22 protein-coding genes and 1 riboswitch are annotated in these 23,690 nt (G+C 60.5%); of the genes, 10 read left to right on the forward strand and 12 right to left on the reverse strand.

Annotated features, from left to right (window positions below):
* Positions 1-225: 225 nt before the first annotated feature.
* On the reverse strand, positions 226-1,140 hold the full coding sequence (locus A7K61_RS04770) for a LysR substrate-binding domain-containing protein (protein WP_032894764.1): 915 nt from the start codon (positions 1,138-1,140) through the stop codon (positions 226-228).
* Between the two features lie 145 nt (positions 1,141-1,285).
* Between A7K61_RS04770 and A7K61_RS04775 the strand changes: the two genes are divergently transcribed.
* Entirely contained in the window at positions 1,286-1,903 is a 618-nt protein-coding gene (locus A7K61_RS04775) for a hemolysin III family protein (RefSeq protein WP_003195019.1), read from the forward strand.
* Between the two features lie 31 nt (positions 1,904-1,934).
* On the opposite strand, the gene A7K61_RS04780 is transcribed toward A7K61_RS04775, so the two are convergent.
* On the reverse strand, positions 1,935-2,837 hold the full coding sequence (locus A7K61_RS04780; protein ID WP_044272113.1) for a LysR family transcriptional regulator: 903 nt from the start codon (positions 2,835-2,837) through the stop codon (positions 1,935-1,937).
* Between the two features lie 107 nt (positions 2,838-2,944).
* Between A7K61_RS04780 and A7K61_RS04785 the strand changes: the two genes are divergently transcribed.
* Genes A7K61_RS04785 through A7K61_RS04795 form a run of 3 tightly spaced genes read left to right on the forward strand, consistent with a single transcriptional unit; the run spans position 2,945 to position 5,475 of the window.
* A complete protein-coding gene (locus tag A7K61_RS04785; RefSeq protein WP_069557069.1) occupies positions 2,945-4,186 on the forward strand; it encodes a D-amino acid dehydrogenase in 1,242 nt (413 codons plus the stop codon).
* Positions 4,187-4,196: 10 nt separating this feature from the next.
* A complete protein-coding gene (locus tag A7K61_RS04790; RefSeq protein ID WP_044271895.1) occupies positions 4,197-4,547 on the forward strand; it encodes a RidA family protein in 351 nt (116 codons plus the stop codon).
* A gap of 25 nt (positions 4,548-4,572) precedes the next feature.
* Positions 4,573-5,475 (forward strand): transporter substrate-binding domain-containing protein, encoded by a 903-nt coding sequence (locus A7K61_RS04795; protein WP_047711976.1) that lies wholly within the window; start codon positions 4,573-4,575, stop codon positions 5,473-5,475.
* A gap of 74 nt (positions 5,476-5,549) precedes the next feature.
* On the opposite strand, the gene A7K61_RS04800 is transcribed toward A7K61_RS04795, so the two are convergent.
* Positions 5,550-6,269 (reverse strand): 16S rRNA (uracil(1498)-N(3))-methyltransferase, encoded by a 720-nt coding sequence (locus A7K61_RS04800; protein ID WP_044271891.1) that lies wholly within the window; start codon positions 6,267-6,269, stop codon positions 5,550-5,552.
* A gap of 134 nt (positions 6,270-6,403) precedes the next feature.
* Entirely contained in the window at positions 6,404-7,810 is a 1,407-nt protein-coding gene (locus A7K61_RS04805; RefSeq protein ID WP_034128920.1) for an adenosylmethionine--8-amino-7-oxononanoate transaminase, read from the reverse strand.
* A 272-nt stretch (positions 7,811-8,082) separates the two neighbouring features.
* Between A7K61_RS04805 and A7K61_RS04810 the strand changes: the two genes are divergently transcribed.
* Together A7K61_RS04810 and A7K61_RS04815 are read left to right on the forward strand one after the other, a co-directional pair.
* Positions 8,083-8,634, forward strand: coding sequence for a cytochrome b (locus tag A7K61_RS04810; protein WP_032894779.1), 552 nt, complete (start codon positions 8,083-8,085; stop codon positions 8,632-8,634).
* Positions 8,635-8,666: 32 nt separating this feature from the next.
* Positions 8,667-9,245, forward strand: a complete 579-nt coding sequence (locus A7K61_RS04815) for a YceI family protein (protein WP_032894782.1) — start codon at positions 8,667-8,669, stop codon at positions 9,243-9,245.
* A 187-nt stretch (positions 9,246-9,432) separates the two neighbouring features.
* Here A7K61_RS04815 and A7K61_RS04820 read toward each other — a convergent pair whose 3' ends face one another.
* From A7K61_RS04820 to ahcY, 5 genes are all read right to left on the reverse strand, one after another.
* Complete coding sequence (locus tag A7K61_RS04820; RefSeq protein ID WP_044271888.1) at positions 9,433-11,310, reverse strand: DEAD/DEAH box helicase; 1,878 nt, start codon at positions 11,308-11,310, stop codon at positions 9,433-9,435.
* A gap of 222 nt (positions 11,311-11,532) precedes the next feature.
* Positions 11,533-12,336: an ABC transporter substrate-binding protein gene (locus A7K61_RS04825; RefSeq protein ID WP_044271885.1), complete on the reverse strand. Its 804-nt coding sequence runs from the start codon at positions 12,334-12,336 to the stop codon at positions 11,533-11,535.
* Between the two features lie 63 nt (positions 12,337-12,399).
* On the reverse strand, positions 12,400-13,482 hold the full coding sequence (locus A7K61_RS04830; protein ID WP_044271883.1) for a hypothetical protein: 1,083 nt from the start codon (positions 13,480-13,482) through the stop codon (positions 12,400-12,402).
* A 79-nt stretch (positions 13,483-13,561) separates the two neighbouring features.
* On the reverse strand, positions 13,562-14,407 hold the full coding sequence (gene metF / locus A7K61_RS04835; protein WP_003194992.1) for a methylenetetrahydrofolate reductase [NAD(P)H]: 846 nt from the start codon (positions 14,405-14,407) through the stop codon (positions 13,562-13,564).
* Positions 14,408-14,579: 172 nt separating this feature from the next.
* A complete protein-coding gene (gene ahcY, locus A7K61_RS04840) occupies positions 14,580-15,989 on the reverse strand; it encodes an adenosylhomocysteinase (RefSeq protein WP_003194990.1) in 1,410 nt (469 codons plus the stop codon).
* A gap of 21 nt (positions 15,990-16,010) precedes the next feature.
* Positions 16,011-16,117, reverse strand: a riboswitch (S-adenosyl-L-homocysteine riboswitch).
* Positions 16,118-16,315: 198 nt separating this feature from the next.
* Here ahcY and A7K61_RS04845 point away from each other — a divergent pair.
* The 3 genes from A7K61_RS04845 (at position 16,316) to A7K61_RS04855 (ending at position 19,684) form a co-directional block, all read left to right on the forward strand.
* Positions 16,316-16,720 (forward strand): acyl-CoA thioesterase, encoded by a 405-nt coding sequence (locus A7K61_RS04845; protein ID WP_003194988.1) that lies wholly within the window; start codon positions 16,316-16,318, stop codon positions 16,718-16,720.
* 100 nt (positions 16,721-16,820) lie between these two features.
* Positions 16,821-18,722, forward strand: coding sequence for a patatin-like phospholipase family protein (locus A7K61_RS04850; RefSeq protein WP_069557070.1), 1,902 nt, complete (start codon positions 16,821-16,823; stop codon positions 18,720-18,722).
* 71 nt (positions 18,723-18,793) lie between these two features.
* Complete coding sequence (locus A7K61_RS04855) at positions 18,794-19,684, forward strand: formate/nitrite transporter family protein (RefSeq protein ID WP_057710258.1); 891 nt, start codon at positions 18,794-18,796, stop codon at positions 19,682-19,684.
* 19 nt (positions 19,685-19,703) lie between these two features.
* Here the strand turns inward: A7K61_RS04855 and A7K61_RS04860 are convergent, their stop codons facing one another.
* Together A7K61_RS04860 and A7K61_RS04865 are read right to left on the reverse strand one after the other, a co-directional pair.
* Positions 19,704-20,993: a cation:dicarboxylate symporter family transporter gene (locus tag A7K61_RS04860; protein ID WP_256557703.1), complete on the reverse strand. Its 1,290-nt coding sequence runs from the start codon at positions 20,991-20,993 to the stop codon at positions 19,704-19,706.
* A 34-nt stretch (positions 20,994-21,027) separates the two neighbouring features.
* Positions 21,028-21,441 (reverse strand): VOC family protein, encoded by a 414-nt coding sequence (locus A7K61_RS04865; RefSeq protein ID WP_044271877.1) that lies wholly within the window; start codon positions 21,439-21,441, stop codon positions 21,028-21,030.
* A 92-nt stretch (positions 21,442-21,533) separates the two neighbouring features.
* Here A7K61_RS04865 and A7K61_RS04870 point away from each other — a divergent pair, with 92 nt between their 5' ends.
* Positions 21,534-22,409, forward strand: a complete 876-nt coding sequence (locus tag A7K61_RS04870; RefSeq protein WP_069557071.1) for a LysR family transcriptional regulator — start codon at positions 21,534-21,536, stop codon at positions 22,407-22,409.
* Here the strand turns inward: A7K61_RS04870 and A7K61_RS04875 are convergent.
* Positions 22,393-23,628 carry a sodium:proton antiporter gene (locus A7K61_RS04875; protein ID WP_044271874.1) on the reverse strand — a complete coding sequence of 412 codons (1,236 nt, stop codon included), beginning with the start codon at positions 23,626-23,628 and terminating at the stop codon, positions 22,393-22,395. The genes A7K61_RS04870 and A7K61_RS04875 overlap by 17 nt on opposite strands.
* Between the last annotated feature and the right edge of the window lie 62 nt (positions 23,629-23,690).

A 23,690-nucleotide genomic window follows, 5' to 3' on the forward strand; every position in this document is an offset into this window, starting at 1 on the left:
AAAAGTGAGCCGCCGTCAGGGCGGAACCCTAAGTAGCCGTTACCGCAGGAATGGATATGTACACAATCCAGCTGTGTTGACTGTTAGGCCGTCTTCGCAGGCAAGCCAGCTCCCACAGTTGGATCGTGGGGTGTCTGGTAGATTGGCATCGGCTGTCTAATCGTCACGGGAGCAAGCTCCCTCGCCACAGGTTTAGCGTCGTGCCGAAGTTGTGCGATGGCGGCCTCAAACCTGGCGATTGGCATACATCCGACACTCCGCCAACAACGCCAGCAAGTTCGGATCGCGCTCTTTGGCTTTCAAAAACACCACACCGATCTGCTGCTGCAACCGATACCTGGGCTGCAGCGGTATCAGCTTCACGCGGTTCTCATACACCGCCGCGATCCGCCCGGGCAGCAGCGCATAACCCACCCCTGAGCTGACCATGCTCAGCAAGGTGAAGATATCGTTCACCTGCATCGCCACCTTCGGCTCGAACCCTGCCTGATGGAACACTCGGTTGCCGTCCTGATGCGTGGCGAAGCCCTGGGTGAGGGTGATGAAGGTGGCATCGCGCACGTCGGCCAGGTCGATTTCCTGATTGCGGTCCAGGGGCGAGTCGGCCGGCGTGGCGAGGAAGATGTCATCGCTGAACAGCGCGATCTGCTCACAGTCGGGGTCGTGGGCGTGTTCGTCGAGGGAGATGAGGATCGCGTCCACTTCCATGTTCTTGAGCTTGTAGAGCAGGTCGAAGTTGGAGCCCAGGATCAGGTCGATATTGAGTTCGCTGCGCCGTATTTTCAGGCCCATGATCAATTGCGGCACGGTCTTGACCGTCAGCGAATACAGCGAGCCGAGCTTGAAACGTTCGGCCGAGAACCCAGCGGCTTCGCGGGTCAGGCGCACGCTGTCGACCACATCAGCCACCAGTTTCTGCGCACGCTCTTCGAGCACGTAGGCGCTTTCCAGCGGGGTGAGGTTGCGCCCTTCGTGTTTGAACAGCGGGCAGCGCAGGGCATTTTCCAGGGAGTGGATGGCGCGGTGCACGCTGACATTGCTGGTTTGCAACTCGGCGGCGGCGCGGGCCAGGTTGCCGGTGCGCATGAACGCCAGGAAGATCTCCAGTTTCTTGAGGGTGAATTCTTCGTCGATCAGCATGGCCGTGGGCTCTTGTTCGATTGCACTCGATTGTGCCCGTAAACGCGGCTGTCGTCGCCGGAACGTCACGTGCCGCTTGCACTCTGATGCGCAAGGCTGGACGCTTGTCCGCCTGTTCTTGAGGGTGACGGGAGGTCAGTGACAGATGTACCACGGGGAACGATTCAACGCCTGGAGCCATTTGCTCGGTGCAGTCGCGGCCTGTATTGGCGCCGTGTGGATGTTGGTGGTGGCGAGCCTGGACGGCAGCCCCTGGAAGATCGTCAGCGTGGCGATTTATGGCTTTACCCTGATGGTGCTGTACAGCGCGTCAACGGTGTACCACAGCGTGCGGGGCCGGCGAAAAGCGATCATGCAGAAGGTCGATCACTTTTCCATTTACCTGTTGATCGCCGGCAGCTACACACCGTTCTGCCTGGTGACCCTGCGCGGGCCGTGGGGCTGGACGCTGTTCGGGATTGTGTGGGGGCTGGCGGTGATCGGCATCCTGCAGGAGATCAAGCCGCGCTCGGAGGCGCGGATTCTGTCCATCGTGATCTACGCCGTGATGGGCTGGATCGTCCTGGTGGCGGTCAAGCCACTGATGGCGGCGCTGGGCACGGCCGGTTTTATCTGGTTGGCGTCCGGTGGGGTGCTGTACACCGTAGGCATTATCTTTTTTGCCCTGGAGGATCGCTTGCGCCATTCCCACGGCATCTGGCATTTGTTTGTGATTGGCGGCAGCCTGCTGCATTTCGTGGCGATCATGCATTACGTGCTCTGATTGTGGGAGGGGGCAAGCCCGGCTCCCACACTTAAAGGCGTTCCAGTAACACCTGGGCGCGGCTACCAAAAATCTCTAGCAACTTGGCCAGCATATGCGGTGGAGGTTCGTTGGCACGGGTCAGCGCGTAGAGGGTAATCGGCAGCGGCGGGGTGAGCGTTCGGATATGGGTGGTGGCCGTTGAAGCACCCAATGCTGTGAACGGATCGATCACGGTCAGGCCCGCGCCGGATTCGACCATGGCGCGGGCCAGTGAGTAGGTCTGCACCGAGATCGTCACTCGTGGTGGCGGGTCGACGCTTTCCAGATAACTCTCCAGCTTGGCGGCCAGCGGGTCAGCGCTGGAGAGGCCGATCAAGGGCGCACCGGCCAGTTCGGCCAACGGCAGGGGCTGATGCTGTTCGGCGTCCGGCCAATAGCCTTTGGACGCCAATGCCACCAGCACGCCGTTGGCCAGTACTTGAGTGGTAAGCCCCGGATGCCCGGAAAAGTTGAGCGTCAGCGCCAGGTCGATCTCGCGCATCAACAGCTTTTGCACCAGCTCGTGGCTATGGTCACTGGACAGTTCACAGGCAATGTCCGGGTAATCGCGCTTCCATTCCAGGACCGCCGGCGGTAGCAGCGCCAGCGCCAGCGCCGGGATTGCGCCGATGCGAATGCTTTGTCCCGGTTCGCGGCGCAAACTTTTCGCCAGGCGCCGCACGCCTTGCAGGCTTGCGCTGACTTTCTCGACTTCGCGTTCCAGCGCCAGGGCTTCCGGGGTGGGTTGCAATTTACCCCGTACCCGCAGGAATAACGCAAAGCCCAACTGCAGCTCGGCGTGCTGCAGCACTTTGGTCACCGCCGGTTGCGAGACGTGCAGCAACTGCGCGGCGGCACTGATGGAGCCGGTCTGACGGATGGCCTGGAAGATTTCGATATGACGCAAGCGCATGGCGAGTCCCATAACCTTTGTTTATAGGTGAGCCATCTTTATTCATTGTCGGTGACCTGTCACCTGGCTCTACGCTGAGCGCTCTTAATCAACGGTTGGGGGCTGGGATGGCCAGGCAGGTTTGCATCATCGGCGGTGGGGTTATCGGCTTGGCCAGCGCTTATGCGTTGGTGCGGGCTGGCCATGAGGTCACACTGATCGATGCCCGTGGCACCTTGGGCAGCGAAACCAGTTTCGCCAACGGTGGGCAACTGTCTTATCGTTATGTTGCGCCGCTGGCCGACGCGGGCGTGCCCTTGCAGGCAATCGGGTGGTTGCTGCGGGGCGACTCGCCCTTGAAGTTGCGACCCCGCCTCGACCCACAGCAATGGCGCTGGATGGCGGCCTTTATCGGCGCTTGCCGAGGTTCGGTCAACACGCGTAACGGTGCCCATCTTCTGCGCCTGGCTACCCTGAGCCAGAGCACGTTACAGCAGTGGCGCGAGGATGATCGCCTGGGCGGCTTCGACTGGCGGCGCAACGGCAAGCTGGTGATGTTTCGCAGCGCCAGCACCTTTGAACATGCGCGTGCCAAGGTCACAAATTTCCTGCAGCAACAGGTGTTGTCGTCTGTTGAGTGCGCTCGCCTGGAGCCCGCATTGGCGGACGGTGGCTTTGTCGGTGGCATCTATACGCCGAATGAGGAGGTGGGGGATTGCCACGCTTTTTGCCGGCAGTTGGCGGCCCGTCTTGACGCGTCGGGGCGTTGCCGGTTCTTGCTCGGGCGCAAGGTCACCGGGTTGCGCCATGCTGGCGGTGCGGTACAGGCCATCGAACTGGGTGACGAGGTAATGCCGGTCGAGCAGTTGGTGCTCGCGGCCGGTTATCGCAGCGCTGAGTTGGCACTGCCGGGGCTGTCACTGCCCGTATATCCGCTCAAGGGCTACAGCCTGAGCGTGCCGATTGGCCCGCAACACCAGGCGCCGAACGTGAGCATCACCGACTACGACCGCAAGATCGTCTACGCGCGTCTCGGTGAGCAACTTCGGGTCGCGGCCATGGTGGATATTGTGGGATTCGATGCCGGCCTTGAGCCTTCGCGTCTGGCGTTGATGAAGCGCCAGGCAGTAGAGACATTTCCCCATGCAGCTGACTACGCACACGCGCTCGAATGGGCTGGCATGCGCCCGGCCACGCCAACGGGCGTGCCGCTGATTGGTGCCAGCCGCTATCGCAACCTGTGGCTGAACCTGGGCCACGGTGCCCTTGGCTTTACCCTGGCCTGCGGCAGCGGCCGACTGCTGGCCGAGTTGATCGACCAGCGCACCCCTTCCATTGATATGCAGGGCCTGACGCCCCGCGCCGCTTGAGGATGCAGCCATGACCATCACCCGAATTAATAGCAACGAACGACTCAGCGGTGCCGTGACGTTCAAGGACCTGGTGTTTCTTTCGGGCCAGGTCCCCGGCGACGGCCTGGATGTGGCCACCCAGACCCGCGAAGTGCTGGCCAGGATCGACACGCTGCTGGCCGAGGCGGGCAGCGATAAGGACCATTTACTCAACGCGACGATTTACCTGAAGGACATCGGTACCGGTTTTGCACCGATGAATGAAGTCTGGTCCGCATGGCTCTCGCCAGGCATGGCGCCCACGCGCACCACCCTGCAGGCAGAACTGGCACGACCGAATGTGCTGGTGGAAATCAGCGTGATAGCAGTACGTAAATAACCTCAAAGACCAACGGAGAATAACAATGAAAAAGATCCTGTTGACCGGCTGCGCGCTGGGGCTTTTGTTGAGCGCACAGGCCCATGCAACCGAAGCGCCGCTGGAGGGCACGTTGAGCAAGATCGCCAGCGCCAAGTCCATCACCCTGGGCTATCGCGATGCGTCGGTGCCGTTTTCCTACGTGGGGGATAGCAGTGGCAAACCGATGGGTTACTCGGTGGATCTGGCAAACAAGATTGTCGAGCGTATCCAGCAGAAAACCGCAGTGGGCGACCTCAAGGTGAAATACAACCTGGTGACGTCCCAAACCCGGATCCCACTGGTGCAGAACGGCACTGTGGATTTGGAGTGCGGCTCCACCGGCGTGACGGCTGAACGGCAGAAGCAGGTGGCGTTCTCCTACGGGTTTATCTACGTAAAGGGCCAGTTGCTCACGGCCAAGGACAGCGGGATCAAAGGCTTTGCCGACCTTGCGGGCAAGAATGTGGTGACCACCGCCGGCACCACCAATGAGCGCTTCCTCAAAAGTTATAACGCTGAACACAAAGCCAATATGTTCGTGATCAGTGCCAAGGACCATGGCGAAGCGTTCAAGATGCTCGAGACTGGCCGGGCCGTAGCGTTCTATATGGACGACGCATTGCTCTACGGCGAGCGCGCCAAGGCCAAGGACCCGCATCATTGGGTGGTGGTGGGCGAGGAGCAATCACGGGAAATCTACAGCTGCATGGTGCGCAAGGATGACCCGCAGTTTCTGGCGGTGGTCAACCAAACCCTGGGCGATCTGTACCGCTCGGGAGAGATCAACGGGATTTACCAACGCTGGTTTGAGCAGCCGATTCCGCCCAAGGGCTTGAACCTGGAGTTCCCGATGACCAGCGAGTTGAAGGCGATCATCGCCAAGCCAGTGAGTGACCCAGTGGAGTAAGCCTGGGGTAACCCGATAAAACGGTGGGAGCAGGCAAGCAAGCTCCCACAGTTGATTGGGTTTACAGGGTGAGGTTAGAAGTCGCCCCAGAGTTGTTGGGCGACGGATAATGCGACGACGGGCGCGGTCTCGGTACGCAACACCCGCGGGCCGAGGCGGGCGGCGTGGTAGCCGGCGCCCTGGGCGGTCTCGACTTCATTGTCGGTCAGCCCACCTTCGGGGCCGATCAAGAACGCCAGGCTGGAGGGCTTGGCGTGGCTGATCATCGGCTCTGCCACCGGGTGCAGCACCAGCTTCAAGTCCGCCTCGGTTTGCTTGAGCCAGTCTGCCAGCAAGAGCGGTGGGTGAATCACCGGCACCGTTGAACGCCCACATTGCTCGCACGCGCTGATTGCTACCTGGCGCCAGTGCAGCAAACGCTTGTCGGCGCGTTCGTCCTTGAGGCGTACTTCGCAGCGGTCGCTGAAGATCGGTGTGATCGCGTTGACGCCCAATTCAGTGGCTTTCTGGATCGCCCAATCCATGCGCTCGCCCCGGGACAGGCCCTGGCCGAGGTGAATATGCAAGGGAGATTCGGCCTGGCCGGCAAAGCTTTCCGTGAGTTGCACGGTGACGCGTTTTTTACCGACTTCCAGCAAGGTGCCACGAAATTCCTGGCCAGAGCCGTCGAACAATTGCACGGCATCGCCCTCAGTCATGCGCAACACACGGCTGATGTAATGCGCCTGGGCTTCGGGCAATTCGTGATCACCGAGGCTCAGCGGGGTGTCGGTGAAAAAGCGGGACAGTCTCATTTCTGTTCTCTGCAGAGGGTTATGTAGGAGCGAGGGGGACGCCTAGTTCTTGCTCGCGAAAAATGTACATCCGACGCAGCGGTGCGCCTGGAATGCCTTCGCGAGCAAGCTCGCTCCTACAAGGATTTGGGCAATCAACCCGGATCACGGAAGCCTGGGTGAAAATCTTTGGGCACCGCCACACTGACCTTGCTGTTAGTGGCGATATCGATGCCTTCGCTGGCCACTTCGGCCAGAAAGTCGATCTGTTCGGGTGTAATCACATACGGCGGCAGGAAATACACCACGCTGCCCAACGGCCGCAACAACGCACCACGTTCCAACGCGTGCTCGAAAACCTTCAAACCACGGCGCTCCTGCCACGGGTAGGCGGCCTTGGTGGCTTTGTCCTGCACCATCTCGATGGCCAGCACCATGCCGGTCTGGCGCACTTCGGATACGTGAGGGTGGTCCACCAAGTGCGCGGTGGCGGTGGCCATGCGCTGGGCCAGGGCCTTGTTGTTCTCGATGACGTTGTCTTCTTCAAAGATATCCAGCGTTGCCAACGCCGCCGCACAGGCCAGCGGGTTGCCGGTGTAGCTGTGGGAGTGCAGGAAGGCGCGCAAGGTGGGGTAATCGTCGTAGAACGCGCTGTAGACCTCTTCGGTGGTGACCACGGCGGCCAGCGGCAGGTAACCGCCGGTAAGGGCCTTGGACAGGCACAGGAAGTCCGGGCGAATGCCGGCTTGTTCACAGGCGAACATGCTGCCGGTGCGGCCAAAGCCCACGGCGATTTCGTCGTGGATCAAATGCACGCCATAGCGGTCGCAGGCTTCGCGCAGCAGCTTGAGGTACACCGGGTGGTACATGCGCATGCCACCGGCGCCCTGGATCAGCGGCTCGACAATCACGGCGGCAACGGTGTCGTGGTGCTCGGCCAGGGTCTGTTCCATGGCCAGAAACATGTTGCGCGAATGTTCTTCCCAGCTCATGCCTTCGGGGCGCAGGTAGCAGTCCGGGCTTGGCACCTTGATCGTGTCGAGCAGCAGCGCCTTGTAGGTCTCGGTAAACAGCGGCACGTCACCCACCGACATCGCGGCGATGGTTTCGCCGTGGTAACTGTTGGTGAGGGTGACGAAGCGCTTTTTATTCGGCTGACCGCGGTTGAGCCAGTAGTGAAAGCTCATCTTCAGCGCCACTTCGATGCAGGACGAACCGTTATCGGCGTAGAAGCAGCGGGTCAGCCCTTCGGGCGTCATCGCGACCAGGCGCTCGGACAGCTCGATCACCGGCTGATGGCTGAAGCCGGCGAGGATCACGTGTTCCAGCTGGTCGACCTGGTCCTTGATGCGCTGGTTGATACGCGGGTTGGCGTGGCCGAATACGTTGACCCACCAGGAACTGACGGCGTCGAGGTAGCGCTTGCCTTCGAAGTCTTCCAGCCATACGCCTTCACCGCGTTTGATGGGCACCAGCGGCAGTTGCTGGTGGTCTTTCATCTGGGTGCAGGGATGCCACAGCACCGCGAGGTCGCGTTGCATCCACTGGTTGTTCAAGCCCATCGGTGATCTCCTCGAAGCGGTCCCGCTGCCTGCGCGGGCGAAACAATCGCGCAAGCCTATGCAATGGTGGCTTGGCTCACAAGCCATTGTGGGGAAATTCGCGGTAAATGCAGGACGGTCTGTCACGTTTCTTGGGAATAGTCTTAATCCCTTGTTAATTTATTATGCATAGCCTCTTTATCGTATTTCTCGATATTTCAAAGCAAAATTTTCCGCTTTAATTCGATAGGTAAAGCGCTAGTCTTGGGCACAGTTCTTACGGGATTAAGTACATGCAGCTACGCAATTCGCCGGCCCGCTATGGTTGGGTCAGCATGGTTCTGCACTGGGGCGTCGCCCTGGTGGTGTTCGGTTTATTTGCCTTGGGCTTGTGGATGGTCGGTCTCGATTACTACAGCGCCTGGCGCAAAGATGCGCCCGACTTGCACAAGAGCATTGGCATCACGCTGTTCGCCATCATGCTGGTGCGGATCGTCTGGCGCCTGGTCAGCCCGCCGCCGCCACCGCTGACCAGCTATAGCCGCATGACGCGGATCGGTGCCGCATTTGGGCACGCATTCCTTTATGTTGGGCTGTTTGCCGTGATGATTGCCGGTTACCTGATTTCCACCGCAGACGGTGTCGGTATCCCGGTGTTTGGTCTGTTTGAAATTCCTGCCGTGGTTTCCGGTCTACCGGACCAGGCAGATACCGCGGGTTGGGTGCACCTGTACCTGGCCTGGGTGTTGGTGGTCTTCGCCGGCTTGCACGGCGTGGCGGCACTGAAACACCACTTTATCGATCGTGATGCGACCCTTACGCGAATGCTGGGACGCAAAGCCTGATGTTCAACCTCGACTCACAAGGAATAGAAAGCATGTTGAAAAAAACACTCGCTGCGCTGGCAATCGGTTCTGCCCTGCTGTCCGCAGGTTCGGCGATGGCCGCTGACTACAAGATCGATAAAGAAGGCCAACACGCCTTTATCGATTGGAAAATCAGCCACCTGGGCTACAGCTACATCCACGGTACCTTCAAGGACTGGGATGGCACCTTCAGCTGGGACGCAGCCAAGCCTGAAGCCAGCAAAATCGCGGTCGACGTGAAAACCGCCAGCCTGTGGTCCAACCACGCAGAACGTGACAAGCACATCGCCAGCAAAGACTTCATCGATGTGGCCAAATTTGCCGATGCCAAGTTCGTGTCTACCGCCGTCAAATCCACTGGCGAAAAGACAGCTGATGTGACTGGCGACCTGACGTTCCACGGTGTGACTAAGCCTGTGACCTTCAAGGCCACCTTCAACGGTGAAGGCAAGGATCCATGGGGCGGCGAACGTGCCGGCTTCAACGCCAAGACCACGATTGACTTGAACGACTTCGGCGTGAAAGGCCCAGGCCCGACTTCGCAGACTGTCGACTTGGACATCTCGCTGGAAGGCGTGAAGCAGAAGTAATTTCTGCCTGGCAATAGGGGCCCTTGTGGGAGCGGGCTTGCTCGCGAAGGCGGTGTGTCAGTCGCCAGATACATTGACTGACACGCCGAATTCGCGAGCAAGCCCGCTCCCACATGTGATCTTTGTTGAAGCCAAAAAAATGCCCCGCCTCGAAAGAGGCGGGGCATTTTTTATGGCGTTTCGAAAATCAGCGGTTGCGAGTCAGCAGCGCTGGTTTCTCACCACGAGGACGGCCTGGCAGTTGGTCCAACTGCTCAGGTGTCGGGAAGCGATCCGCTTTCGACTCCTTGTGGATGATCTTCGGCGCCGGGCCACCGCGCGGGTTTTGTACCGCAGGCTCGGACGAGCGAGGCTGATCGTCACGGGCCGGGCGGCGGTTGTTGCTGCGCGAGTCTTCGCGACGGGCCTGGCCGTCACGCGGTGCGCCATTACGCGGGCCGCTGCGCTTGGCAGGCGGGGTACCGGTGGTGCCGCCGCTGCTGTTGCGCGGGGCGTTCTGGCGACCGCCCTGTGGCTGGCCGCTACGTGGAGCGCCTGCGCCCTGGGCCGGAGCCCCTGGACGACGGCCACGGCCCTGGGCCGGTTTGGCTTGGGGCACGTAGTCGACGCGGTTACCGAAGTTATCGATATCGTCGTCAAGGAACTCGTCCGGGGCGCGGTCGGCCGCAGCGCGTGGTGGCTGGCTCGGCTGGCGCTGTTCGCGGGCCGGGGTACCTTCACGGGGCTTCTGCTCACGGGCCGGGCGTTCGCCACGGCTGCTGGTCGCGGATTTTTCCTTGCCCTTGTCCTTGCCTTTGTCGCGACGACCACCGCCACCACCGCCGCCGTTCGGGCCATCGCCTTTGGGGCCGCGTGGGTTGCGTGGGTTACGCACGTCTGGGCGTTCGCGCGCTTCTGGCTTCTCGGCCTCCACGGCGCTGGCATCGAAGCCCATCAGGTCGCCGTCGGCGATTTTCTGCTTGGTCATGCGTTCGATGCTTTTCAGCAGTTTTTCTTCGTCCGGCGCGACCAACGAAATGGCCTCGCCCGAACGACCGGCACGGCCCGTACGGCCGATACGGTGCACATAGTCTTCATCGACGTTTGGCAGCTCGAAGTTGACCACGTGTGGCAACTGGTCGATATCCAGGCCGCGTGCGGCGATATCGGTAGCGACCAGGATACGCACAGTACCGGCCTTGAAGTCGGCCAGGGCTTTGGTGCGTGCGTTCTGGCTCTTGTTGCCGTGGATGGCAACGGCGGTGAGGCCGTGCTTGTCCAGGTACTCGGCCAGGCGGTTGGCGCCGTGCTTGGTGCGGGTGAACACCAGCACCTGTTCCCAGGCACCGTGGGTGATCAGGTGCGCCAGCAGCGAGCGCTTGTGGCTGGCTGCCAGGCGGAACACGCGTTGCTCGATACGCTCGACCGTGGTGTTCGGTGGCGTGACTTCGATGCGCTCGGGGTTGTGCAGCAGCTTGCCAGCCAGGGCGGTGATGTCCTGGGAGAACGTTGCCGAAAACAGCAGGTTCTGACGTTTGGCCGGCAGGCGGGCGAGGACCTTTTTCACGTCATGGACAAAGCCCATGTCGAGCATGCGGTCGGCTTCGTCCAGCACGAGGATTTCCACGTGGGACAAATCGACGCTGCCTTGCCCGCACAGGTCGAGCAAGCGACCCGGGCAGGCCACCAGCACGTCGACGCCACGGGACATGGCCTGAACCTGTGGGTTCATGCCGACGCCGCCGAAGATGCAGGCGCTGACGAACTTCAAGTCGCGGGCATACAGCTTGAAGCTGTCGTGCACTTGGGCTGCGAGTTCGCGGGTTGGGGTCAGGACCAGTACACGCGGTTGGCGCGGGCCGTGACGTTGGGATTTGTCCGGGTGACCGTTGGGAAACAACCGCTCCAGGATCGGGAGGGCGAAACCGCCGGTTTTACCAGTACCTGTCTGAGCCGCGACCATCAGGTCGCGACCTTGCAACACGGCGGGAATGGCCCGCTGTTGCACCGGAGTAGGCTCGGTATAGCCCGCTGCCTCGATGGCGCGGACTAAAGCCTCGGAGAGACCGAGGGAAGCAAAGGACATGAGTAATCCTGTTTTAGTTAGGGCTTGGCCCAAAGGGATAATCTTGCCGGGCGTGAATGGCGCTTAGGGGAGCGCAACCCCGTCCGGTCCTGCTGCGTCTGGCGGGCACTCCACCGGCTCGCGCGGGCCGCAAAGCTGCGCAGTAGCTGGGTTGGGTGCCGTTTTCAAGACCCGAGCGGCCGGGCGTAAGCCTGGCGGAAAGGCCGCAGTATAACAGAGCAATCACTGCGCGCTGCTTTCCTGCTGCTCAACGGCGTGTTCGGGGGCCGGTATGGGGGCCGTTTGCTCGTGCATCCGGCCATATTTAGCACTCAAGGTGGCATAGGCCGGCTCTTGCTTGAAGCGCTTGAGCTCGGCGGCAAAGCGTTGCACCAGCAGGTCCATGCCTGCGCCACGACGTACCGCAAGAAATTGCTGCTGGCGACTGACCACCACCGACGCCTGGCTGACCTTACCTTCCAGGCCCAGCGCCTTGATCACGTAGTGCCCCACGCGCCGGTCAGTCACCACCATATCGACGCGCCCCAGCATGAGCTTGCCAAAATTGGCCTCATGGCTGGGCGCAGGTTCACGCTCGAAGGTGTTGGACCCACTGAACGCGTCGCCATAGAGGTAGCCGGGGGAAACGCCAACTGTCAGGCCGCGCAGGTCGTCGAGGGTGGCGGCGGGGTGGGGGCGGTCGTTGGCATAGAACAAGACAAATTCGACTTCCGACAACGGCTCGCTGGGATAGAGCAGCAAGGCGTCGCGCTCTTGGCTGTGGAAAATATCCAGCGCGCCGTCGGCGTGGCCCTGCTCGAGCATCGCCAGGCAGCGCTTCCAGGGCAGGAACTGCCATTGCACCTGCACCCCCAGGCGCTGGAACACGATCAGGGTGGTTTCATAATCCAGGCCGGCCATGGTGCCGTTGTCTTCGTAGACATAGGGCGCCCAGGGTTCGGTGACAATGCGCAGCTTCTCGCCATGAGCGGCCAGGCTCAGGCAAGAAAACAGCACAGCGGTCAACAGCTTGAAGAGGACGGGCATACCCTGAGGTTACGACGCTGCCCACAGAAAGAGAAGCTCTGGCACGCGCATTGGAGGGCGGTCTTACTTCGCGGGAGCGTTCAGCAGGTGTTCCTGGATCGCGGCGCGGCGCTCACCCAGAATCAAACGCACCACGGGGTTGGCGAACCAGTGTTCCAGCTGGTGGGCATCAAGCGGGCGCTTCTGGCGTTCTTCCTGGTTTTGTCGGGCCTTGTCCCACCAGACCGGGCCGCACGCCTGGTCGAACTCGTTTTCGTGTTCGTAGCAGCCGTAAAGAATCTCGCGGATGAACTGTTGCTGATGCTTGGGCAGCAGCAGGGTGATCAGTTTGTACATCAAACGCTGCAAACGCGGCGGGCGCGGCAGGTGCGAGGAGACCTGGCGCGTATCGGCCAGGGCTTGCGCGCTGGTGGGCGCGCTGGCGTGCTTGGCGATCCACGCCTTGACCTTGGCCCGGAACAGCTGTTTGCGGCTCCAGTAATGGTGGATCAGGTCCGGGCACTCGCGCACCTTCACGGTGCGGTAAGCGGCGATGGACAGGCAGAACTCTTCCAGGGTGTAGGCGCCCTGGGCATGGGGAAACAGTTCATCCATCAACTCGATGGAGCGGTCGAGGATGTGCGCATCCTGTTGGGTCAGGCCCATGACGCCGGAGTTGAGGGTCATCATGTCATCGTCAGCCACGCCCATGTCCAGCAGGCGCTGGCGCAGGGCGGTGTACAGGATGCTTTCGTGGTTGTCGCCGTACTTGGTGTAGAAGGCGTTGCACAACAAGGTGCCGGGCTGTACGCGTTCGAACAGGGCCATGGGCGAATGATGGAAGAAAGTGTCGGTGTCGATCAGCAGCGCCACTGGGGATTCTTGCAGTACTTGGCGCAGCACCACGTGTTTGGTGCGAAAGTGATAGCCGTGAGGCTCGCTCCAGCGCTTGCGGGTGGCCTCGTCCAATGGGCGCACGCGCACCGGCAACAGGCGATAGGGCTCGGGGTTGTCGCTAAATACCTGGATGTCGATGTTCGCGTCCGGGGTGTCCTGCAGGAACGCCAATGCGCTGGCGATGCTGAATACGGCTTCCTGATGGTAGGTGTCGGCGCCGAAGACCAGGTAGACCAGTTGCGGGCGGGACGTCGGGGGCACTGTATTCATGGACTGCGGGGTTCCGTGGGTAACGTAAAACGACAAAGGCCCTCGTCAGAACGAGGGCCTTGATACAACTGGTCAAGCGTTAACGTGGCAGCTTGAGGTTGTTCCAGATGGCAAGGCTGGGTTCAGCCTGGTTCAGGGTATAGAAATGCAACCCTGGTGCACCACCTTGCAACAATTGCTCACACATCTCGGTGATGACCTGCTCGCCGAACGCCTGGATGCTTTTGACGTCATCGCCATAGGCTTCCAGTTGCTTGCGCACCCAGCGTGGGATCTCGGCGCCGCAGGCGTCGGAGAAGCGCGCCAGCTTGCTGTAGTTGGTGATGGGCATGATGCCCGGCACGATGGGGATGTTCACGCCCATCGCCCGTACACGCTCGACGAAGTAGAAGTAGCTGTCGGCGTTGAAGAAGTACTGGGTGATTGCGCTGTCGGCGCCGGCATTGGCCTTGCGCACGAAATTCTGCAAATCGTCTTCGAAATTGCGCGCCTGGGGGTGCATCTCCGGATAAGCGGCCACTTCGATATGGAAGTGGTCACCACTTTCTTCGCGGATGAAACTCACCAGGTCGTTGGCGTAGCGCAGCTCTCCGCTGGCCATGCCCATACCCGATGGCAGGTCGCCACGCAGCGCAACGATGCGCTTGATGCCGGCGGCTTTGTATTGGGTCAGCAGGCTACGCAGGTCGGCCTTGCTGTCGCCCACGCACGACAAGTGCGGAGCGGCTGGAACTTTGACTTCACTTTCCAGCTGCAACACGGTGTTGATCGTGCGGTCACGGGTCGAACCGCCAGCGCCGTAGGTGCAGGAGAAGAAATCAGGGCTGAAGCTGGCCAACTGCTTGGCAGTGGTCATCAGTTTTTCATGCCCAGCATCGGTCTTGGTCGGGAAGAACTCGAAGCTGTAGCGACGGTCTTGGGACATGGTAATAACCCTATGAAACTTGGATACCGGAAGTCATGCACCGATTTAATGTGGGAGCGGGCTTGCTCGCGAAAGGGGCGTGTCAGTCACCCTATACATCAACTGACACACCGCATTCGCGAGCAAGCCCGCTCCCACACAAGCCCTCTGCGGCAAGGAGAGGGCCGGTTACTTAGTAGCGGTAAGCGTGCGGCTTGAACGGACCTTCAACCGTCACGCCGATGTAGTCGGCCTGGGTCTTGGTCAGTTGAGTCACCACGCCGCCGAAGCCGCGGACCATTTCCAGGGCCACTTCTTCGTCGAGTTTCTTGGGCAGTACTTCCACGGTCAGGCGCTCGGCTTTCTGGGCGGGCGACAGGTCGGCGTACTTCTGTTCGAACAGGAAGATCTGCGCCAGTACCTGGTTGGCGAACGAGCCATCCATGATGCGGCTTGGGTGGCCAGTGGCGTTGCCCAGGTTCACCAGGCGGCCTTCGGCCAGCAGGATCAGGTAGTCATCGTTCTGTGGGTCGAAATCACCAGCGCCGGTACGGTGAACCTTGTGTACCTGAGGCTTCACTTCTTCCCATGCCCAGTTCTTGCGCATGAAAGCGGTGTCGATCTCGTTGTCGAAGTGACCGATGTTGCAGACAACGGCGCGCTTCTTCAGGGCCTTGAGCATGTTTGCATCGCACACATTCACGTTACCGGTGGTGGTGACGATCAGGTCGATCTTGCCCAGCAGGGCTGCGTCGATGCAGGCGGAGGTGCCGTCGTTCTGGCCGTTGATGAACGGCGAAACCACTTCGAAACCGTCCATGCAGGCTTGCATGGCGCAGATCGGGTCAACTTCGGAGACCTTGACGATCATGCCTTCCTGACGCAGGGACTGGGACGAACCCTTGCCCACGTCACCGTAGCCGATTACCAGGGCTTGCTTGCCCGACAGCAGGTGGTCGGTGCCGCGCTTGATCGCATCGTTCAGGCTGTGACGGCAGCCGTACTTGTTGTCGTTCTTGCTCTTGGTCACCGAGTCGTTGACGTTGATGGCCGGGATTTTCAGCTCGCCCTTGGCCAGCATGTCCAGCAGGCGGTGTACGCCGGTGGTGGTCTCTTCGGTGACGCCGTGGACGCGGTCGAGGATTTGCGGGTACTTCTTGTGCAGCAGCTCGGTGAGGTCGCCGCCGTCGTCAAGGATCATGTTGGCATCCCAAGGCGCGCCATCTTTGAGGATGGTTTGCTCCAGGCACCACTCGTACTCTTCTTCGGTCTCGCCTTTCCAGGCAAATACCGGGATACCGGCAGCAGCGATAGCGGCGGCGGCCTGGTCTTGAGTCGAGAAGATGTTGCAGGACGACCAACGCACTTCGGCACCCAATGCAACCAGGGTTTCGATCAGCACGGCAGTCTGGATGGTCATGTGGATGCAGCCGAGGATCTTCGCACCCTTGAGCGGCTGCTCAGCGGCGTACTTGCGACGCAGGCCCATCAGGGCTGGCATTTCGGATTCGGCGATAAAGGTTTCGCGACGGCCCCAGGCAGCGAGGGACATATCGGCGACTTTGTAGTCATTGAAATCAGCAGGCGTCATTACAGCGCTCATAGAGAGCCTCCATTCGTAGGGTGCGAATGGGCGCCGTTGTGCGTTTAGTATCAGGCCAGGGCAACCAGGCCGGACAACGCCCCATCCGAGCCTGACAGGTTGAACCTGCTGCAGCGCCCCTCGGACAGGTGGCGGGAGAACGGTATCAATCGAAGATGACCGTTTTGAAACGGAGGCGATTATAGCCGTGTAAGCGGCACTTCCCAAGCCTTTCTGTCGGCGGCATGAAGATCGCTCATGGGCCTGATAGCTAATGGCTCATAGAGCTTGGGCCCTGGCTCTGCCATGATGTTGCCCATCATTTGGCAAGACGCTTTGGAGTGATCATGAACTTCCACACCCGCAAATGGGTAAAACCCGAAGACCTCAACCCCAACGGCACCCTGTTCGGCGGCAGCTTGCTGCGCTGGATCGACGAAGAAGCGGCGATCTACGCGATTGTCCAACTCGGCAACCAGCGCGTGGTCACCAAGTACATCTCGGAAATCAACTTTGTCAGCGCCTCGCGCCAGGGCGACATCATCGAACTGGGCATCACCGCCACCGAGTTCGGCCGCACCTCCATCACCCTGACCTGTGAAGTGCGCAACAAGATCACGCGCAAAAGCATCCTGACCGTGGAAAAAATGGTCTTCGTCAACCTGGGCGAAGACGGATTGCCAGCGCCCCACGGTCGCACCGAGATCAAGTACGTGAAGGACCAGTTCAAGGACGACAGTCTTCCCGAGTAACACCTACGTGGCGTGATTTGCTTTACCAAATCATTCCACATGGATCTATCCGAGGCTCTCTCATCACTCAGGCCTACACCCTGTAGAGAGAGCCTCGTGTATGAAAGTCTCAAATTCTGTTGTACAGAATCAGCCCCCTCAGCCTCAGACCACCGGCCAGAACGTAAAGACGCCTTTGGTCAAAGGTGTGGGCGAGCGCAACCTGAGTATTTATCGTCACAGTGACGGGCGGGTGGAGGTGGTGCTGTCACCGCCGCCGCCCGCTCACTTGGTACTCAGTGGCGGTGGCGCCAAGGGCATCGCCTTTCCAGGGATGGTGCAGGCGCTTGAAGAGGCCGACAAACTCAAAGGCGCCAAAGGGGTTTCCGGCTCTTCTGCCGGCGCGATTTCGGCAGCGCTACTCGCCAGCGGCATGGATGCCAAGGCCTTCACGCAACTGTCGAATAACCTTGACCTGCCCAGCCTGCTCAATAGCAAAGACCCGGTCACGGCGTGGTTGCAGGAGGCCAGTTCCCAGATCGGCAAATTCGTCGGGAAAGTGCCAGGGCCGGCGGGTAATATCTCTCAACTGCTGCTGACGTTGCTGCCGCGCCTGCAAACCGAGGGGCAGCTGCTGGAAGACTTGATTCGTAATGAATCACGTAAGTCTGTTCTGGCCCATATCGCGGGTATGCCCGCAGCCAACCGCCCCCCGGAAGTCACCGCAATTGCCGAACGGCTCAACGCTGGCGGTGGCCCCACTTTTCGCGACTTGGAGATCTTGAGCCGGCATATTCCGGCGATCAAGCAACTGAACATCACCGGCACGGGCATGTTCGACGGTCGCCCGCAGTTGGTGGTGTTCAATGCCAGCCTCACACCGGATATGGATATCGCCCGCGCCGCGCTTATTTCGGGGGCGCTGCCTGGGTTGTTCAAGAGCCCTTCCGAACAGGGCCACGGGTTTCAGGCTGCTTCAGAGGTCACGGCGTTTCAGGACGGCGGGTTGCTCCTCAATACCCCGGCGCCAGGCATTATTGAACGTTCTTTCCCGGAAAGCCCCCTGAACAAGGACGAGGCCCTGATCGTCAAGTTCGAGTCTGACAAACCATCGGCGCCCCCCCAAAGCGGTGGTTTTTTCAGCTATCTGACTGACACGTTCACCGGCACGCCACACACCGCCGCTGAAAGCTATCAGGATGACCGGCTCAAAGCGTATTCGGAGCAAACCGTAACGCTGCCGTTGAACTCCGATAAAGGCGACTATCGCGGCCTGCTCGGTGGCACCGTCAACTTCACCATGACCTGCGAGCAGAAACAGCATTTGCAGGCCCAGGCCCGCCAGGCGGTGTCAGGGCATCTGCAAAAACGTGAGCTGGAGCGTGAGCGCCATGAATTCCCCTCGCTGAACGATGCCGTGATGGCGATGGATGATCACCTGCTCGCCAGCGTGCAGGACGAACTGCAGAAGGACCCGGCCGGCGCCGAGGCGTTGCGTTTTCGCAAAGACGCACAACAGGCTTTAAAGGCGTTGGACCGTGCGATTGCCGAAGCGAATCAATCCGATACGTCGCTGGTGATTACGCCAAAGATAGCCTCGGCGCTGCGCAATCTGGACGCCCTCGCCCGTAGACCCGAGGATATCGACTGGCTGGGCAAGCGCCTGAATGCGCCAGGCCAGCGTAATTTTCAGCAACTGCTGCAGGTGGGCAACGGCTCTGGCCTGTCCAAGGTGTTGAGCCGCGCCGTCACTGAAATGCAAAAACGCGATATCGGGGTGAAGGCAGCGAATTTTATCCGCGAAGTCATTTATCCCTCGCTATACCGCCCTGGTCAGCCGTCTGCCAACGTTGAGTTACTGCAACGCGCGGTGCGTGATTTGGGCGAGGCGACGACGCCGCAAGAGTTCAATCGTGTGCTTGATGGCATCGTCAAACACTACCGGGCGCGCAATAAACCGTGGGGTAAACCCTTGAGCTCTACCACCGTGGAGCAGGCCAAGGCTTGGCGTATTCCGGTTTAGTTGCGGTGCCACTGAACAGCCATCGTCGCGGCGTGTCGTAGCTACAGGCACCCCTTAGACTCTGGTACATCATGGCCACTCAAGCAGACGGCAAGACCCCCAACCTGTCGCAGGAAGAGCAGCAGGACGTTGATGACAACCAGCCGCCGCGCGCGGCTGTATTACACGAAATTATCCGCACCCAAGGCGACCAGGAGCTGGAACGCAGTGTGGCCGCGCTGTGGTGGTCGGCGCTGGCCGCCGGCTTGACCATGGGCCTGTCGCTGATGGGCATGGGCCTGCTCAATTCGCGCCTGCCGGATGGTGAGGAATTCAAGGTGATCGCCAGCTTTGGCTATTGCGCAGGCTTTCTCGCGGTGATTCTTGCCCGTCAGCAGTTGTTTACCGAGAACACCCTGACCGCTGTGCTGCCGGTGATGAGCAAGCCGACCCTGGCCAATGCCGCGCGCTTGTTGCGGCTGTGGACGGTGGTGCTGGTGGGCAACCTGTGTGGCACCTTGCTGGTGGCCTACGTAATGCTGCACCTGCCGATCTTCGATACCAAGACCGACCTGGCCTTCCTCGAGATCGGGCGCAAGGTCATGGAGAACGACCCCGCGCAGATGTTCGCCAAGGGCATTGTCTCCGGTTGGATGATCGCCACCATGGTCTGGATGATTCCGTCGATGGAGAGCGCCAAGCTGTGGATCATCATTCTGATCACCTACTTCATGGCACTGGGCGACTTCACCCATATCGTCGTCGGTTCAGCGGAAGTGTCCTACCTGGTGTTTGCCGGCGAGTTGCCGTGGAAGGATTTCTGGCTGGTCTTCGCCGGGCCGACCCTGGCGGGCAATATCATCGGCGGTAGTTTCATCTTTGCGTTGATCAGCCATGCGCAGGTTCGCAGCGAGGCGTCCGTGCCCGCTGTTGCTCAACCTCATACGCGGGCCAAGCTCCGTCAGGATAAGGACAAAGCCTGACATCACCCAGGCTGCCGCGTCAGGCCTTGAAAGGCACGCTGGGAGGTTCGGAGGCCGGCGTGCTGTCGGGTGCCCTGAGCTGGCCTTCCCAGCGTGCGATCACCAAGGGTGCCAATGCGTTGCCCAGTACGTTCAGTGCGGTGACGGGCATATCCATCAGCCGATAGATGCCTGCGATGATCGCCACGCCTTCCACCGGCAGCCCTGCGGCGGTCAAGGTCGCGGTCAGGATGATGAACATGAAACCTGGCACGCCTGCCGCGCCCTTTGATGTCAGCACCATGATCAAGACCAGCATGCCTTGATCCGCCAGGCTCAAGTCGATGCCATACGCCTGGGCGATGAACAGCGTGCCCAGTGCGGCAAACAGCGATGCCCCATCCAGATTGAACGAGTACCCCAGCGGGATCACCATGCTGGTAATGGGCCGTGGCGCGCCATAACGCTCCATCTTCTCGATCAGTTGAGGCATGACCGTCGCCGAGGCGGCGCTGCTGAAGGCCAGTAACAGTTCACTGCGTATTTCCCGCAGCAGGTGAAAAAAACCGACGCCGGCCAAGCGTGCCACTGCCCCCAATACACACAGGGCAAACAAGAGCACCGCGACATAGGTGGTGCCGATCAGTTTGGCCAGCGGCAGCAACGCGCTGATGCCAAAGCTGGCGACGGTGACCGCGATCAAGCCGAAAATACCTATCGGCGAGTAGTGCATAACCAGATGGGTGACTTTGAACATGGTGTCGGAGACGCCCTGCATCACGCTGATCAACGGCGCTTTGCGTTCCTCGGGCAACAACGACAAGGCACAACCGAACAGGATCGCGAAAAACAGCACCGACAGCAGTTTGCCCTGCGACATGGCCAGGACGATGTTGTCCGGCACGATTGCCAGCAGTACCTGGCCCAGGTTCTGTGGGGCGCCGCTGGAGGCCAGCCCCGTGGCCGGTGCCTGCAGCGTGCTGCCGAATTCGGCGCCCGAGCCCGGCTGCACCACATTGCCAACCAGCAGGCCGAAGACGATGGCAATACTGGTGATGGTGAAGAAGTACACGAAGGTCTTCAGGCCGACGCGACCCAGGGCGGCCGGGTTGCCCATGCCGGCGATGCCGACGGTCATGCAGGCGAAGACGAGCGGCACGACGATCATCTTCATCAGCTTGATGAATAGGTCGCCCGCTGGTTGCAGCAGGTTGTCGGTGAACCAGGCTTTTTGCTCCGGAAATTGGTTGAGCAGGATGCCGACGATTATCCCGGCAACCAGGCCGATCATAATGCGGGTGATGAGGCTGGTGGGTTTTCTGACGTTCATGGGGGTGGCCCTTATTGTTGTGGTTGTCAGGGATTTACTGCGCGAACAATCCTTCGAAGTGCTTGAACCCTTTCACCTCGATGGGATTACCGCTGGGGTCGAGGAAAAACATCGTGCGCTGCTCGCCTGGTTCGCCGGCAAAGCGGGTCACGGGTGGGATCTCGAAGCGTGTGCCCAGGCGGGTGAGGCGTTCGGCAAGCGTTAACCACTCATCAAGTGGCAGCACCACGCCCAGGTGCGGCATCAGTACCTGGTGCTCACCGACCAGGCCGGTACGTGTAGTTGGGAAGGGCGTACCCAGGTGCAGTGAAAGTTGATTGCCGAAAAAGTCGAAGTCGATCCAGGTCGCGCTGCACCGGCCCTCGGTGCAACCCAAAACATCTCGATAAAAAATGCGCGCCTCGTCTAAGTCATAAACATGGTATGCAGCGTGGAAGGGTCTGTTCATGGCTGGCTCTCCAGATGGGGAGCTGTCAGGTTAAACAGGCGGTGCCGCCAGGGTAAAACGGGTTTGCCTTGGTCTGAGCGAAAGGAAAACTTATGGATGTTCGATTCCTGAGGAGCCTGGTCGCTGTCATTGAAACCGGATCTATAGCCGCTGCTGCACGGCGTGAAAACCGCAGTGCGGCGGCGATCAGCCAGCGGGTCAAGGCGCTTGAGCGCACGCTGGGTTGTACGTTGCTCATGCGCACCGCACATGCCGCGTGGCCTTCGGACCAATGCTTGCTGCTTTTGCCCAGAATCCAGGCCGTCATTGAACAGGCGCGCCAGTTGCAGGAGCACCTGAGCCAGGACGAGTTATCGGGGGAGATTAACATTGGGGCCATTTCCACGGCGCTGACCGGCGTCTTGCCCGGACTGATCGAGCGGCTGACAGTGTCGGCACCCAAGCTGAGGCTGAAGATCACACCCGGCGATTCCAGAAGTCTCTATGAGAAGTTGCTCAACCAGGAATTGGATGCAGCGATACTGGTGCGACCGCCGTTTCAACCGCCCAAAGCCTTGTCGATGGCTTTGCTGCGTGCCGAACCCTTGATTCTGATTGCGCCCGCCGAGTGGGGGGCGCAGTCACTGGCAGCCTTGTTAGGCGAACGCCCGTTTATCCGCTATGACGCTCGCTCCTGGGGTGGGCAGATCGCCCAGCGTTTTCTCGATGAACAGTCCTTCGAGCCCGAGGTGTTATGTGAGCTGGATGCGCTGGAAACTATCCTGATGCTGGTCGCCCAGGGGATGGGGGTATCGCTGGTGCCGCAGTGGGCGGGCATGCCCTGCAACGGCATCCGTGTGTTACCGGCCGGCGACCGGCTGTGCTATGCACGCGAGATGGTGGTCATGTACAGCTCGACACCGCGCCGCCCGTTGGCGATGCGGCATCTGCTTGAAGTGTTGCGCGGCGCGGTTACTGCGGCGCAGTGACACGGCTGACAACGCGACCAATCGTCAAGCCCTGCAACAGGATCGAAGACAGCACCACGATGTAGGTGATGCTCAGCAACAAGTCGCGCTCCGGGCCCAAGGGCAGGGCCAAGGCCAGTGCTACCGAGACGCCGCCGCGCAGGCCACCCCAGGTGAGGATGCGGATTGTGCCGCGTGGCACCGTGCGCCAACGGCGCAGCAACAGGATCGCCGGGGCCACGGTGAGCAGGCGCGAGAGCAGGATCGCCACCGCCAGCAGGCTGGCCGCGAACACGTGCAGCCAGTTGAATGGCAATAGCAGCAGCTCCATGCCGATCAGCGCAAACAGCAGCGCGTTGAGCATGTCATCGAGCAGTTCCCAGAAACCATCCAGATAGCGACGCGTCATGTCGTTCATCGCCAGCTTGCGCCCCAGGTTGCCGATGATCAGCCCCGCGACCACCATCGCAATCGGTGCGGACACATGCAGTTCCGAAGCCATGGCCGAGCCGCCGATCACCAGGGCGAGGGTCAGCATGACTTCGATCTGGTGCTGTTCGATGCTCTTGATCATCAGGTACACGAGGTAGCCGATCAGCCCGCCAAACAGCACGCCGCCAATGGCTTCGTGGGCAAACAGCATGGCCGTGGCGCCGACGGTGGGCGTCTCACCCAACTGCGCGATGCCCAGCAGCACGGTAAACACCACCACGGCGGTGCCGTCATTGAATAGCGACTCGCCGACGATAGTGGTTTTCAGCGGTTTGGAGGCATTGGCGGTCCGCAGCACGCCGAGCACCGCAATGGGGTCGGTGGGGGAAATCAGCGCGCCGAACAGCAGGCAATAAAGGAAACTCACGTGCCAGCCAAACAGGGCGAAGATGTAGTACGCCAGGCTGCCGATCACCACGGTGGCGATCAACACGCCAAAGGTTGCCAGCAGGCCGATGGGCCAGCGGTAGCTGCGCAAGTCGTTCAAGTTGACGTGCAAGGCGCCGGCGAACAGCAGGAACGACAGCATCCAGTTCATCAGCAAATCGCCGAAGTCGATCTGGCCGATCAACTGCTGGATGCGTTCTTCCAGGCCCGGGTAGCCGAGCACGCTCAGGCCTTGCAGGATCAGCGAGAACAACAGTGCGGTGACCATCACGCCGATGGTGGGCGGCAGGCCGATAAAGCGAAAGTTCACATAAGTGAGCAGGGTGGTGAGGCAGATGAAGGCGGCGACAAGTTCAAGCATCCGGGGTCCTTGGAGCGGGGGAATATAGGCGCACGGCGTGCGTCGAATCGGGGTTTAGTATA

This window comes from Pseudomonas sp. AP42, assembly GCF_001728935.1.
Taxonomy (GTDB): Bacteria; Pseudomonadota; Gammaproteobacteria; order Pseudomonadales; family Pseudomonadaceae; genus Aquipseudomonas; species Aquipseudomonas lactis.

Excerpts from the sequence above, each read along its gene's own strand:
- A7K61_RS04770 (WP_032894764.1), bottom strand. The coding sequence starts at position 1,140 with ATGCTGATCGACGAAGAATTCACCCTCAAGAAACTGGAGATCTTCCTG.
- A7K61_RS04775 (WP_003195019.1), top strand. The coding sequence starts at position 1,286 with ATGTACCACGGGGAACGATTCAACGCCTGGAGCCATTTGCTCGGTGCA.
- A7K61_RS04780 (WP_044272113.1), bottom strand. The coding sequence starts at position 2,837 with ATGCGCTTGCGTCATATCGAAATCTTCCAGGCCATCCGTCAGACCGGC.
- A7K61_RS04785 (WP_069557069.1), top strand. The coding sequence starts at position 2,945 with ATGGCCAGGCAGGTTTGCATCATCGGCGGTGGGGTTATCGGCTTGGCC.
- A7K61_RS04790 (WP_044271895.1), top strand. The coding sequence starts at position 4,197 with ATGACCATCACCCGAATTAATAGCAACGAACGACTCAGCGGTGCCGTG.
- A7K61_RS04795 (WP_047711976.1), top strand. The coding sequence starts at position 4,573 with ATGAAAAAGATCCTGTTGACCGGCTGCGCGCTGGGGCTTTTGTTGAGC.
- A7K61_RS04800 (WP_044271891.1), bottom strand. The coding sequence starts at position 6,269 with ATGAGACTGTCCCGCTTTTTCACCGACACCCCGCTGAGCCTCGGTGAT.
- A7K61_RS04805 (WP_034128920.1), bottom strand. The coding sequence starts at position 7,810 with ATGGGCTTGAACAACCAGTGGATGCAACGCGACCTCGCGGTGCTGTGG.
- A7K61_RS04810 (WP_032894779.1), top strand. The coding sequence starts at position 8,083 with ATGCAGCTACGCAATTCGCCGGCCCGCTATGGTTGGGTCAGCATGGTT.
- A7K61_RS04815 (WP_032894782.1), top strand. The coding sequence starts at position 8,667 with ATGTTGAAAAAAACACTCGCTGCGCTGGCAATCGGTTCTGCCCTGCTG.
- A7K61_RS04820 (WP_044271888.1), bottom strand. The coding sequence starts at position 11,310 with ATGTCCTTTGCTTCCCTCGGTCTCTCCGAGGCTTTAGTCCGCGCCATC.
- A7K61_RS04825 (WP_044271885.1), bottom strand. The coding sequence starts at position 12,336 with ATGCCCGTCCTCTTCAAGCTGTTGACCGCTGTGCTGTTTTCTTGCCTG.
- A7K61_RS04830 (WP_044271883.1), bottom strand. The coding sequence starts at position 13,482 with ATGAATACAGTGCCCCCGACGTCCCGCCCGCAACTGGTCTACCTGGTC.
- metF (WP_003194992.1), bottom strand. The coding sequence starts at position 14,407 with ATGTCCCAAGACCGTCGCTACAGCTTCGAGTTCTTCCCGACCAAGACC.
- ahcY (WP_003194990.1), bottom strand. The coding sequence starts at position 15,989 with ATGAGCGCTGTAATGACGCCTGCTGATTTCAATGACTACAAAGTCGCC.
- A7K61_RS04845 (WP_003194988.1), top strand. The coding sequence starts at position 16,316 with ATGAACTTCCACACCCGCAAATGGGTAAAACCCGAAGACCTCAACCCC.
- A7K61_RS04850 (WP_069557070.1), top strand. The coding sequence starts at position 16,821 with ATGAAAGTCTCAAATTCTGTTGTACAGAATCAGCCCCCTCAGCCTCAG.
- A7K61_RS04855 (WP_057710258.1), top strand. The coding sequence starts at position 18,794 with ATGGCCACTCAAGCAGACGGCAAGACCCCCAACCTGTCGCAGGAAGAG.
- A7K61_RS04860 (WP_256557703.1), bottom strand. The coding sequence starts at position 20,993 with ATGAACGTCAGAAAACCCACCAGCCTCATCACCCGCATTATGATCGGC.
- A7K61_RS04865 (WP_044271877.1), bottom strand. The coding sequence starts at position 21,441 with ATGAACAGACCCTTCCACGCTGCATACCATGTTTATGACTTAGACGAG.
- A7K61_RS04870 (WP_069557071.1), top strand. The coding sequence starts at position 21,534 with ATGGATGTTCGATTCCTGAGGAGCCTGGTCGCTGTCATTGAAACCGGA.
- A7K61_RS04875 (WP_044271874.1), bottom strand. The coding sequence starts at position 23,628 with ATGCTTGAACTTGTCGCCGCCTTCATCTGCCTCACCACCCTGCTCACT.